The organism is Methanococcus voltae (assembly GCF_017875395.1).
GTDB lineage: Archaea > AGJL01 > Methanococci > Methanococcales > Methanococcaceae > Methanococcus > Methanococcus voltae_C.
In genome coordinates, this window is record NZ_JAGGMO010000004.1 from 62,968 (window position 1) to 75,857 (window position 12,890).

At 29.2% G+C, this 12,890-nt stretch carries 9 protein-coding genes; 5 read left to right on the top strand and 4 right to left on the bottom strand.

Annotation, left to right across the window (positions count from 1 at the left end; translation table 11 throughout):
* Nucleotides 1-134: 134 nt before the first annotated feature.
* Both leuS and J2127_RS05435 read right to left on the bottom strand, forming a co-directional pair.
* Nucleotides 135-3,080, bottom strand: a complete 2,946-nt coding sequence (gene leuS, locus J2127_RS05430; protein ID WP_209732657.1) for a leucine--tRNA ligase — start codon at nucleotides 3,078-3,080, stop codon at nucleotides 135-137.
* Between the two features lie 286 nt (nucleotides 3,081-3,366).
* The gene (locus J2127_RS05435; RefSeq protein WP_209732554.1) at nucleotides 3,367-4,578 is read right to left on the bottom strand and encodes a radical SAM protein; all 1,212 of its coding nucleotides are present in this window, start codon (nucleotides 4,576-4,578) and stop codon (nucleotides 3,367-3,369) included.
* Nucleotides 4,579-4,907: 329 nt separating this feature from the next.
* Between J2127_RS05435 and J2127_RS05440 the strand changes: the two genes are divergently transcribed.
* Nucleotides 4,908-5,801: a radical SAM protein gene (locus J2127_RS05440; protein WP_209732555.1), complete on the top strand. Its 894-nt coding sequence runs from the start codon at nucleotides 4,908-4,910 to the stop codon at nucleotides 5,799-5,801.
* 30 nt (nucleotides 5,802-5,831) lie between these two features.
* Here the strand turns inward: J2127_RS05440 and J2127_RS05445 are convergent, their stop codons facing one another.
* On the bottom strand, nucleotides 5,832-6,125 hold the full coding sequence (locus J2127_RS05445) for a putative quinol monooxygenase (RefSeq protein ID WP_209732556.1): 294 nt from the start codon (nucleotides 6,123-6,125) through the stop codon (nucleotides 5,832-5,834).
* A gap of 345 nt (nucleotides 6,126-6,470) precedes the next feature.
* Here J2127_RS05445 and J2127_RS05450 point away from each other — a divergent pair, with 345 nt between their 5' ends.
* Nucleotides 6,471-7,481 carry a glycine betaine ABC transporter substrate-binding protein gene (locus J2127_RS05450; protein ID WP_209732557.1) on the top strand — a complete coding sequence of 337 codons (1,011 nt, stop codon included), beginning with the start codon at nucleotides 6,471-6,473 and terminating at the stop codon, nucleotides 7,479-7,481.
* A gap of 294 nt (nucleotides 7,482-7,775) precedes the next feature.
* Nucleotides 7,776-8,645: a MerR family transcriptional regulator gene (locus J2127_RS05455; protein ID WP_209732558.1), complete on the top strand. Its 870-nt coding sequence runs from the start codon at nucleotides 7,776-7,778 to the stop codon at nucleotides 8,643-8,645.
* A 79-nt stretch (nucleotides 8,646-8,724) separates the two neighbouring features.
* On the opposite strand, the gene sepS is transcribed toward J2127_RS05455, so the two are convergent.
* Nucleotides 8,725-10,437, bottom strand: a complete 1,713-nt coding sequence (gene sepS, locus J2127_RS05460; protein WP_209732559.1) for an O-phosphoserine--tRNA ligase — start codon at nucleotides 10,435-10,437, stop codon at nucleotides 8,725-8,727.
* A gap of 245 nt (nucleotides 10,438-10,682) precedes the next feature.
* On the opposite strand from sepS, the gene taw2 reads away from it, so the two are divergent.
* Both taw2 and J2127_RS05470 read left to right on the top strand, forming a co-directional pair.
* The gene (gene taw2, locus J2127_RS05465) at nucleotides 10,683-11,501 is read left to right on the top strand and encodes a tRNA(Phe) (4-demethylwyosine(37)-C(7)) aminocarboxypropyltransferase Taw2 (RefSeq protein ID WP_209732560.1); all 819 of its coding nucleotides are present in this window, start codon (nucleotides 10,683-10,685) and stop codon (nucleotides 11,499-11,501) included.
* A gap of 119 nt (nucleotides 11,502-11,620) precedes the next feature.
* Nucleotides 11,621-12,850, top strand: a complete 1,230-nt coding sequence (locus tag J2127_RS05470) for a hypothetical protein (protein ID WP_209732561.1) — start codon at nucleotides 11,621-11,623, stop codon at nucleotides 12,848-12,850.
* The last annotated feature ends 40 nt before the right edge of the window (nucleotides 12,851-12,890 follow it).

Here is a 12,890-nt window from a genome sequence, read left to right on the forward strand (position 1 = left end):
TATAGTTAAATTATTAAATATATGGATATATAAAAACTAAAAAAATATAAAAAATAAATATAAAATAAAGATAAAATAAAAGCTAAAAACTAAGATAAAATAAAAAAATAATAATAAAAAATAATATGGAAAAATTATTCCATATAAATTGCTATTTTATAAGGAATTGCGAATTTCTTTTTATTCATTATATCTTCGCCATTTACGATAATTTCAGCGTCAAATTCTGAAGATAAAAATTCTTTTGCATTTTCAAGTATTTCTTCTTCATTAATTGTATTTTTAACACCGATTTTCATAAATTCGTTAATTAATTTTACAACTGCTTTTCCTTGTTGTTTAAATTCTACGTTTTGCATTACAAGTGGAATTATCTGCTTAACGTTTTTATCCTGGTTATCGTGCATAAATTCCATTAAATTATATTTCCAGTCGTCTGCAGTATATACGTATATTTTAGATGGCTGAATTTTTGCAACTGATAAGATACTTCTTATATCTTCCATTGTTGACTTAATAAATTCTTCTCCACGTTCTAAATCATTGTTAAGGAATTCTTGTTTAATGATTGGGAATTTTTCGAGAGATACGAATCCTTCATATCCCAATTCTTGCCAAATTTCTTCACACAAGTGTGGAGTTACGGGCATTAAAAGCTTGTTCCATATTACAACTACTTCTCTAAGCACGCTTTTATTTTCTCCGCCTCTTCTCTTGTACCATCTTAAGTCGTTCATCAATTCATAGAATAAGATGCTAATTTTTCTAAGTTGGAAATCGTTGTAGGCTTCGTCTGCGACACTAACTGCATTGTAGAGTTTATGTAATAACCACAAGTCAATTCTTGATAATTTGGTTTCTTCAACTCTAGTATTTATTTCTTTTAAATCTAAAGCCATTTCGTAGAATTTTGTTAAGTTGTCTCTTGCTTTTTCCATTTCTTTAAATTTAATATCTGCGTCTTGTGGCAATTCTGCACAAGTTGTGATGTAGAATCTACCAACGTCAGCACCGTATTTTTCGGCAACTTCCATAACTGGTAAAACTGGTCCTTTTGACTTGGATAGCTTCTTACCCTCAATTGTAACGTAACCGTTTACCTCAATTCCTCTTGGCCATAAACCTTTATTCTGTTCTCCGAATATTGCAGCGTGGTTGAATATCATAAAGGTCAAATGGTTAGGTACAAGGTCTTTTGCGGAACATCTCCAATCTAACGGGTAGAAATAAAGGAATTCCCTTCTCATATCAAGTATTGTCTCTTTTGATATGTTTGTAAGTTCTGAAACGCTTTCAACGTCGCCTTTTCCTAAGAATACATAATCTAATAATTCGGGCTTTAACTGCTCTGTTGATATATTTTGAACGTTTATGAATCTTGCAATTGTATAGTACGCCATGTAAATGGTACTGTCAGATAAACTTTCAATCATCCATTCGCTATCAAATGGCAATCTTGTACCTAAACCTTTTCTTCTTGCACAAGCTTTATCTTTCATCCAGTCAACTTTATTGTGGAATTCTTGCCTAAAGCTTTCAGGTTTAAAGTTCATATCGTCAATACATTCGTGAGCTAGTCTCTTCCATTCATCGTCTGAATAAGTGATGAACCATTGACCTTTAACGGTTTTTATGATACATTTTTGACCGCATCTACATACAACGTTTTGTTCTGAAAACTCATACATCACTTCTGCAAGTCCGTTTGCAATGTGGTCTTTTGTTAATTTTTCCTTAATATCCTTTACAGGGATTCCTTCGTAAATTCCACAGTTTTCGTTTAATTTTCCCTTGTGGAATTCATCTTTATAAATTTTACTTGTAGCTTGTTCTAATAATTCATCATCATCTTGATTTTTAATTCCCATTTTTTCAACGATTTCTTTTGCAGGGAATTTTCCATAGCCATCAATACTAATAAGACCAATTAAACTTACTTTTCCGTTTTCTTCGTCACCAGGTATTTCAGCAATTGCGTCAAGGTCTTTTAATGCGATATAATCGTAAGGAGCGTGAGCTGGTACACTCATAACGCAACCGGTACCGATACCCATTTCTACAAAATTAGCAGGGAATAATGGAACCAATTTTTGGGAAATAGGGTTTTTAAGCATTACTTTATTATCAATAAGCTCGCTACCTTTCATTTCTTTTATTATATCAATTTTTTTGTCTTGTTCTGATAATTTATAAGCACATTCTTTGCCCATTATCCAGTAACCGTTAAATTGCGTGTTTATTTCTTCGCTATCCATTTTTTGGATTTCATCGTAAACTTCGGCGATTATATATGTTTCATTAGGGTTTACCCAGGCGTTAGTAACTCCAAATACGGTTTCAGGTCTAAGGGTAGCCATTGGTACAATACATTCTTTGCCATCATATTGAGTTGTAAATTTGATGAGTGTGTATTCTACGGTTGTAGCTTCCTCACCGTGTAATAAATCGTGGTCTTCAACCGGGTTATCACAGCTAGGGCAGTATCTAACTGGGTGAGAACCTTTTGAGATGTATCCTTTTTCTTTTAAGGTGTAGAATTGCCATTCGATGAATTTAGAAAATACTTCGTCATCAGTTTTGAAATTTCTTCTCCAGTCTAATGAGAAACCCATTTTCTTAAATGCTTCGGTTGCTTTTTCTGAAAAACAATTTACGATATTTTGGGGCGTATTTAATGTTAAAAGCTCTTCCATAGGTATTTTGTGAAGATTGTTGTATGCCCAAAGTGTGTGCTCGTTTCTGTTTTTGATTAATTCTGCAAGTCCCAATATTGGCGTTCCTGTAACGTGATATCCGAATGTCCAGAGTACGTTTTTACCTTTCATTCTGTTGTATCTTGCGAGTGTTTCTGGTATTGTAAATGTCCTTAAGTGTCCTGCGTGTAATACACCGTTTAAGTATGGAAATGCGGCAGTTATAAAGAATTTTTCTTTTGAAGGGTTCCCATCTGCATCTGCGTATCTGTTGTATTCTGTTTCAAATATTTTATTATCTTCCCAGCTTTTTTGCCATTTATCTGCAATTGCTGTAAAATTTAGCTCTTTTCTTTCTGTCGTATTAGTTTTTTCCGTATTCAAAATTTCACCATAATGAACATTTGATAAAAATAATAGTGGTAATAGTAATAATTATTATAATTATTATGGTATTATAGTATTATATTATTATATTATTATAGTATTATAATTATAGTAATCACAATAATAGAATGATATGTCATATATACCATTCAAATAATACGAATTTTCGATTATATCCGATTAATAGTATATAATTCATTAAAATATAAAAATATACCCTTTAAATTTATTTCAATGAAAGGAATTATAAAAGAATTATAAAATCATATCTAAATTAAGAATATGATTATTTTAAATTCTTCTTCCTACGTTTAAGATTTAATTTAGGCTTTTTTGTTACTAAAGGTGTTCTTTGCACCTCTAATTTATCAACGGTAGGGTAATATTCGGATATATATGCCCTAAACTCGCCAAACTCGTTTTCAAGTTCAGCATTGTCTTCATTGTCTTTTAGGTAATCAATAATTTCTTCCAATAAAATTGGGTTTAAGTAAATTTCAGACTTGCAAATATTAATTTCATAATCAATACCTAATTCTAACTCGTTATACTGTAAAAACTGCACGAAAGGATTATTTTCTATATTAGCTTCTACATTACTTTCATCAGTACCTAATTCTAACTCGTTATACTTTACAATTCCCTTAATCAGTAGTCCTTCGTCGGTGATTAGTTCGTACTCTTTTGCTACGTTTTTAGCCCTATTAATTAATCTATTTTTCATCTGCACGCTATCTTTAAGTGTAGAGGGACAGTAGTGCATTTTAATAGCTAAATTATTATTTTCATCAAGGATATGTTTTTTTGCTCGATTAATAGCATTTAAAGCCGTTTCCTGGCTTCCTTCCATACGTGATGAATAATCGTTCTTTTCGTTAAATCCTTTTTCCAATAAATTATTATAATTTGTTTCAGAATACTCTAATTCATTTAAATTAATAAAATCTACAGGTATTTCATTAATTTTTTTGATTATAAGTGATATTTCATCATCCATATTTGGAATAGCAGGAATTTCAACGCCTACTTTGTTTATATATTTTTTACATAGTGTTAATTTTTCAATGAGTTTATTTAATTCTAATTCCTTTTTATTTTCGATTTTATTATTTTTATTATTTTTATTTTCGGTTTTATCTTCATTTTTTAAGTTTTCCATCCTTGGATGAAGTCTTATTTCATCTAGTCCCGCTTCTTTTAACTTTTGAAGGTGTTCTTCAGTTATTTCCAAAGTAGTATATAGATGTGCGTGGAAATCCTTTCCAAAATGGTCTTTTAAAGCTTTTAAGTATTTGCATGTCCTATCTATCTTTAAAATTGGATTTCCCCCGGTTATACCAACTCCCTTACTCCCACATATTTCAGCCTCTTCAATTGCTTCATCTATGCTATTAATCTTCCTCTCATTTGCATAGATTACATCCTTATTCTTACGATTTTCGGAAAGGGGGCAGTAGTAGCACTTTCTATTGCAGGTTCCAGTTATAAAAAGCACCATTTTTTCGCCCAAAATGCAGAATTTGCAACCTTCGGTTAATTCACTACATTTTAATTCGTAATCTTCAAATTTAATGTTTTCAAGATTATTATTTTCAATTTTACTAATGATATCACCAAATAAACAATTAACAAATAAACAATGAATATATGAGATTAATATATTTTTAATATATTTTAATATATTTTTAACTAAATTAGTATAAATATAACTGTTCTAAATGTCCTATTCAATTTAAACCCATATGATATATATAGTTTAAAATTAAAGTAGGAATTAATTGCAATTAAAAATTTCACAAAATAATAAATTGGTATTTAGGTGTTTTAATGAATCAAAAAATGTCAAAATTTGCTCATATAACGAAAGTACATCCTTGTTATAACGAAAAATTGCACGATAAAATCGGTAGAGTACACTTACCCGTAGCTCCAAAATGTAATATTGCCTGCAGATACTGTAAAAGATGTTTAGGTGCAGAATCCCTCTGTGAAGAAAGACCCGGGGTGGCTCACCACATCATGAAACCTGCAGAAGTGGAAGACTACTTAACAGATTTGCTCAAAAAAATGCCTAACATTAAAGTTATTGGTATTGCAGGACCTGGAGACAGTTTATTTAACAAAGAAACCTTTGAAACTCTTGAAATATTACAGGATAAATTCCCTGAAATGGTAAGATGTTTATCCACAAACGGTTTATTACTTCCAAAATACGCAAAAAAACTTGCAGACCTTGGTGTAAAAACAGTTACCGTTACAGCAAATGCTGTAGACCCTAAAATACAGGCGCAAATGTGTGATTGGATATATTACGAAGGTAAAGTTTTAAAAGGCGAAGAAGGAGCAAAAGTTTTAATCGAAAACCAACTTGAAGGAGTTAAAAAGGCGTACGATTACGATTTAGCAGTTAAAATAAATACCGTTCTGGTACCTGAAATAAATATGGACCACATTGTAGAAATTGCAAAAACATACTCTGATTACGCATTTGTTCAGAACATCATTCCACTTATACCAATGTACAAAATGGAAAACTTAAGAAGACCAGATTGTGGAGAAATTAGCAGCATTAGAGATAGCGCTGAAGAATTTATGACACAATTTAGAGCTTGCCAACAGTGTAGGGCAGATGCTGCAGGATTATTGCACGAAAAGAAACATATGGAACAAACAAAAGGAAAAAATTTAGATATATATGATTTAAAGCATTTTTCACATTAATATGTGATTTATATAATTTTAAATCTTATTTTAAATTTCCCTATAGAAATTTACCTCTGCTTTTTTCGAATAATATTTTGATAATGAATCTGTTATTTCTTTAAAATCATTTGAAGCTACATACTTTTCTAATTTATCCATATTTTCCCATTCTGCGGTCATTACTACTATTTTTTCGTCTACGACATCTTGAAAATATCGTACAGATATATAACCATCGCCTTTTTTGGCTTTCTTTTTGGCCTCGTTACATCCTTCAATATACTCATCCAAATTTTCTTTTTTAATATAATGTTTTGCCATAATTTTTATAGGATTTATCACTTGCTCACCCAAAAACTAGTAAAAATTCTAATAGTTAAAATCCAATAGTTAAAATCTAACAGATAAATTATAATATTTATATATTTAATATAATCCATATTTCAAATTAATTTATAAAATTCATTCTTTTTATGGGTGCTTGTTGAAATTTATTCCCTGGATTTCAGAACCATACAAAATCGTTAAATACATATATAAATATTATAATAATTATTATATTATCCATAAATTAATAGATAAATTAATAGATAAATTGACTAAACTATTGATTTACAAAATTATTATTAAAATTATTATTAAAATTTACATAATAAACGCTAAAAAGCATTTACGCGAGGGATTAGTTTGAAATACGGTAAAATTTTACTAATTACCTTACTAAGTTTATTTGTAGTATTTGCAGGTTGTACGACCAAATCAGATTCCAATACTGCAGGGGATTCAAATACGACATTAAACGATAGTATGGGTTTAAATAATACAGATAATTTAAATACCAACTTAAATGAAAGTAAAAACGGTACTGATAGTACCAATGTTGAAAATACCAATGTATTAAAAAATAGAACTATGAATATAGTAACAACCAATTTACCTGTTGAAATAGTCAAAAGGGAAGTTGTAAAACAAATATTGGAAAGTAAAGGTTATACTGTAACCATTTCCCAAAAATCAACTGATGAAATGTACAAGGCAGTATACTCTGGAAAAGCAGACATTATGCTCTCAGGGTCATTCCCTACAACAGATAGTTCATTTGTAAGTAAATACAGTAGTAATTTAAGCAAATTAAAAGAAAACGTGGAAGAATCTTGGAGTGGCGTTGCAGTTACCAAATCTGCATACGATGACGGGGTAACATCCATTGAAGCTTTGAAAAATCACTCTGAATTATTCAATGGTACCATAATATGTCTTGAAGAAGGTACAGGGTTAGCAAAACTTACCAAATCTGCTGTATCACAATATGGATTGTCAAACTACACGATAAAATACGTAACTCCTAAAGAGTTATACAAAATGTTGGATGAAGCTAACGCAGAACATAAAGATTTAGTTTTCGTAGCTTGGGAACCTTCAGCTTTGTTTGAAAAATACCCTGTTGAAAAATTAGCAGATAGTAAACACGTTTATGCAGGTAAATTCGATAAAATAACAACTGTTTCGAGACCTGAAATGTATGTTTGGGACTACGAAGCATACAGATTCTTAAAAGAATTCCAAGTTTCAAAAGAAGATGCTAACAGCTGGGCTGTTCAATATGTTTATGAAGGTAAAACCGCTAAAGAAATAGCATCAAAATGGATTGATTCTAACCAATATAAGGTTGATGAATGGAAAGAACTATTAAAATAAATGTTTGTAGAAATAATTAATTAAAAATACATCAAATTATTTATTTTATTATTTATTTTATTTTTCTTTAGTTTTTTTATATTATTTTTTATATTATTTTATTATTTATTTTATTATTTATTTTATTTTTCTTTAGTTTTTTTATATTATTTTTTATATTATTTTATTATTTATTTTATTATTTATTTTTATTTTACTTTTTTTTATTTATTTTTCAGCCATTAAGTTTTTATCTAAACATTCACATACGTAACTTTCAAATTTTATATATAAAACAGCAACATATGTATTATTATGAGTCGACTCAAAATATCAATAGGTCAATTTTCACACATTACTAATCTTTCCAAGCGCGCACTTCGATATTATGATGAAAAAAAGCTTTTAGTGCCTGAAAAAAATGTTATAACCAATTACAGGTATTATAAAGTTTCAGATATTGAAAAAGGTATCAAAATAAGTAATTTAACTAGATTATCCTTTGGAATTGATGAAATAAAAGAAATACTCGAAGCTGAATTAACCGGAGACATTAACTTTGTGAAAATGAAGTTAAAAAAAAGAGATGTTGAACTTAGAAAAGAGATTAAACTTCTAAGTGAATTTGAAAAAAAATTGATAATTCCCAAAAAAGAGGTTTCAGAAATGAACATGAGTAAATCTATAAATGGGTCTATATCTAATACAATACCTTTAATAAAAGAAATTCCGGAAATTCTGGTTGTTTCAAAATCAAAAATGGGGAGTTACTGCCAAACAATCCCCGAATTAGTTGGAGAATTGATGCAGATTATAATTACAAAAGAAAACCTTGAAAAATGCGTTCAAATGACGGGTTCACCAATGCTAATATGTAGGGACGATATTGAGCATAAAGAAAGTGAAAACGTGTTAGTTGAAGTACTAATACCAATTTCAAAAAGTATAGAAATTCCGGAATCTTCTGAAAACGTAGTTTTAAAAAATCTACCGAAAGCTACTGTTTTATCTATGGTGCATACCGGTTCTTACGAAAAATTGGGAGAAAGCAGTTTAAAAGTATTCGAATATGCAGAAAATCACAACTACGAAGTGGCAGGGAATATGAGGGAGATATTCCACAACGGTTTACTTTACACGCCGGAAGAAGAGCTTAAAACAGAAATACAACTACCAATTAAGTAAATAACTATATATTTTTTCATGCCCTATCTTATTTTTTATTTTATATTTTTAAATAATAATTCTTTTTCAAGTAATGCAATTATTCGATTTTAACACTTGCATTTAAGAATACTGGACCTCTAACGTCCACTACTTTTGAATTGCTCATTATTTGCTTCATTGCCAAGTCATCAACTTTTAAATTAATGTCGCTTAAGCTTCTAACGATTGGTATTTTAATGTTAAACTCTTTTGTGTTGCTTATGAGCGCTTCTTCAATTTTTGAAGCTACTTTTAAGCTAATTGCTTCAATATACGTAATGTTTGTAGCAATTCCCTTATCTTTACCATTTTGTAAAAATTCTTTAAATTCTTCCTTAACTCCTTCAAAACTTTCAGGAATTCCGATAATATTTCCATCATAAACATAAATTTCATTTAAAATTGAAGGACCCAATAATCTTTTCCCTTCTTCTTTTTCAAACACTTTTATGTTTATATTTTTGGATATTTCGCCGAATGTAATTTCCTTTGTAATATTAAATTCGCAAGGTGAAACCGCGTCTTTATTTTCAATACATGTGTTTGCTAATTCTTTAGATAAGTTATATATTTCGTCAATAACTGGCATTTTATCGATATTTACCATTGTAGCCATATCCCTATCGCTTAACTTGTATTCATAGAATTGAGGGTAAACCATTTCTCTAACATCTGTAAATTTACCTTTAATCATTGCGAGCCTTTCAACACCTAAACCAAGGTTCATTACTGGAACGTCTATTCCATACTTACTTAATGCAATAGGTGAATAAATACCGAATGTTGCAACTTCTATCCATTCTCCGAGCTCTTCGTGGTAAGCGTAAACCTCAGTCTGGGTTTCTGGAGTATAGTATTTTGATTTTTTATCATCAGGTATGAATTTAAAATTGGTAAATCCAAATTGTGATAAAAGACTTTCTGCTATTAACTTACCATCATTAATGTCTATATCTTCGCCGACAATTGCACATGAAGCGGAATGGTAGGTCATAAGGTGACTTTTATCTTCTTTTTGCTCTCTTCTGAAACATCTATCGATAGAAAATAATTTAAACGGTGTACTTCTTTTTTTAACTAAATCGGACACTGTTAAAAACCATCCTGATGTCATGTGACTTCTTAATGTTAAACTTGAAGCTATCGCTTTAAGTTCTTTAAACTCTGGGAAAACGTCATCTAAGATTTTTAATCCCATTTCACTTGATATTTCGAGTGCATTTGATATTTCGAGAACTAAATCGTCACCATCGAGTGTTCCTTTTTTATAACCGTGTAATATGTTTTGTAATGCTTCCTTACCGGTTAATGTTTTATTTTTAGTACTTTTAGTATCTGCGGTTTTAACCGCTTTATCTAAATCTATACCCAAGTTTTTGATGGCTTTTATTTTTTCATCGCTTAAGCCTACGTCCGGTCGTGGTAAGCCCGCTAGATAAAAGCATCTATCTAAAACAGCCATTGCTTCAGGTCCAAACTGTTTGTAAATATCTTTTTCATCAACGATTACCGGGTTCATATACTCTTCAAAACCCATTCTTAAATAAGCCTGTCTTAAACTCTCTATAGTATCGTTGATAGGGTGAGTTTTTCCGTAAGTTGGTTTTAACCTAGGGTACCTATTTGAAATCCTTTTAGGTTTTATTAAATCTTTTGTTTCTTTCCAAGCTTTTTCAAAGTCTTGTTCCGCCATTTTTAAAACTTCGGCTTTGTCAAATCGTCCATTATTGGCGATATTTTTATTATTTTTATTATTTTTCTCATTAGCCATTATAATCAATCCTATTTTCTTTAAATTATAATTGATATTATCGTATAATTGATAGTATAATATTTGGTATAATATTAGTATAATTATTGTAAATTGATAATACTATTATCTTATTATAAATAGTACTGAAAATTAGTATTTAAAGTTAATTAATCAAATAATTTATTATATAATAATGTATATTAAAGTTTATAGAGAAAATAGCGTAAATATTAACTAGTATAAATTAATCGGAAGTTAAAATTATGACTGACATTAAAAAATTAAAATATCAAAAAATAGGGGATATATTAATTGTAAAAAATGATTTAAACGAATCAGAAATAAAAGAATTAGTAAAAAGGACCAATTGTAAAACAATTTTAAAATATGAAACGCATATAACTGGCGATTTAAGAGTTCCTACGACCAAAATATTGTACGGCACTGAAACAGAAACAATAAACAAAGAACACGGCTGTTTATTTAGTATCGATGCTTCAAAAATCATGTGGAGTATGGGAAACCTTGAAGAAAGAAAAAGGATTGCAAATAAATCAAATAGCGATGAAATAGTCGTGGACATGTTTGCAGGGATTGGTTACTTTACAATACCTCTTGCAAAATACTCGAAACCCAAAAAAATTTATGCTTTAGAATTAAACCCTAATTCATATCATCATTTGTGCAAAAACGTCAAATTAAACAAAGTTGAAGATATTGTCGTACCTATTAACATCGACAATAGAACTTTCCAATTTGATAATTTAGATACTAACACCAACGATAATGCTGAAAACAAAGTTAATATGAAAGCAGATAGGATTTTAATGGGCTATGTTGTTAAAACAAATGAATTCCTAGAAAAAGCATTCCAATTATTGGGAAACTATGGAACTATTCACTACCACGACACAGTACCTGAAAAACTTATAAATAGTCGCCCTATCGAACAGCTAAAGTCTATCGGAGGCATTTACGGGTTTGAACTTGAAAAATACGAAATAGTGCGCATAAAAAAATATTCGCCAGGAGTTTGGCATATTGTCGTCGATGCAAAATTCAAAAAAATTGATATAGGTTAAGTTAAATAAATTGATTAAATGACTTGATTACAACCAAAAACAACCAAAAACAACCAACAAAAAATTAAATAAACTAACTAATTAAAATATCAACATATATAGACAATAAGGGTGAATTTGTGGAATACGAAAGAGCTTACCACGAATACGATTCAAAATGTGCTAAAAGAGAAGATTACAAGGAAAATTTTATTTCATTCTTAACAAAGCAGATATTCGAAATCAGGGATGAAATTGGCCTTGAAATATTAAATTTTAGTATATTAGACTATGAATTTAAAAAAGTGGATAATATAAACAATGACGGGAAAATTATTTTATATTTATACACATCTACCAGAACCGATAAATCGGGGATTATTGGACCTGGTGGTTGGGTAATCGGCAAGTTACGGGAAAAAATAGTTAATGATAACGATTTAATTAATTACATGATGGATACATACAACTATTCGTTAAATGACAATAAAAATATTAACAAATTTAGAAAAAGCTACAATAAAGAAATTATTATTAAAAAAATAAACAACTCTAGAAAATTAAGAAAATTAGACGAAATAAAAATTAGAAATATGGAATCTAAAACTAATAACAAATGTAAAAGTAAAAATAGAACTAAAAATAGTTTAAATTACGAGTTATTCAAAAATTTAATAATTAGAGTTGAAGATATATCTGATATCGAAAAATTACATAAAAAAACTAAAGAATCTATCGAATTTTTGGAAAAAAGAGGTCTAGATTTTTCAAAATTTGAAAGTAAATTTTTAGATAAGTCCTTATATATAATTCAATGTGAATACGATTTAGCGAGTCTAAATAGTGTTTCAAAGTATTTTAATATCGATTGTGCCACAATAGATACGGGAAATACTGTAATATTACCACATAAAAGTAAAAGTAAAATTAATGAGTATATCGAGACCCATAATTTATCAAACAATAAAAATCTAAATCATAACTATATACAAATGGAAAAAATCGAATCTGATGAAATAATTGGTGCTATAAATGATAATCCTTGCATAAAATTATGTAATAGATATTTATTTACGCTTTTAGACCATTGTAAAAGAGAAGGATACAAAAATCTAATATTCAATCATTTTATGACAGATTTTGATAAGATAAACAATGTAAATATCGTAAATTTCTTGAGTTTGTTCCCAATTAAAAAAAATACACTAATTAATAGTGCAGATTTCTTGGAATGTCCAATGGTTATTCAAGCTTGTAAAAACAATGAGACCTACAAATTTGAAAAAATCGAAGAAATCGTTGAAAAAGTGTATGGCGGAGTTGTGGAGCCCACTGAAGGTTCAGAAGAAATATTGAAATATTTGAAATAACTTAAACTAAATTAAAATAATTTATTTACATTATTTTTAA

Bases quoted from the DNA above. Each gene is read 5' to 3' on its own strand.
- J2127_RS05440 (WP_209732555.1), top strand. From the start codon at position 4,908: ATGAATCAAAAAATGTCAAAATTTGCTCATATAACGAAAGTACATCCT.
- sepS (WP_209732559.1), bottom strand. From the start codon at position 10,437: ATGGCTAATGAGAAAAATAATAAAAATAATAAAAATATCGCCAATAAT.
- taw2 (WP_209732560.1), top strand. From the start codon at position 10,683: ATGACTGACATTAAAAAATTAAAATATCAAAAAATAGGGGATATATTA.
- J2127_RS05455 (WP_209732558.1), top strand. From the start codon at position 7,776: ATGAGTCGACTCAAAATATCAATAGGTCAATTTTCACACATTACTAAT.
- J2127_RS05435 (WP_209732554.1), bottom strand. From the start codon at position 4,578: ATGGTGCTTTTTATAACTGGAACCTGCAATAGAAAGTGCTACTACTGC.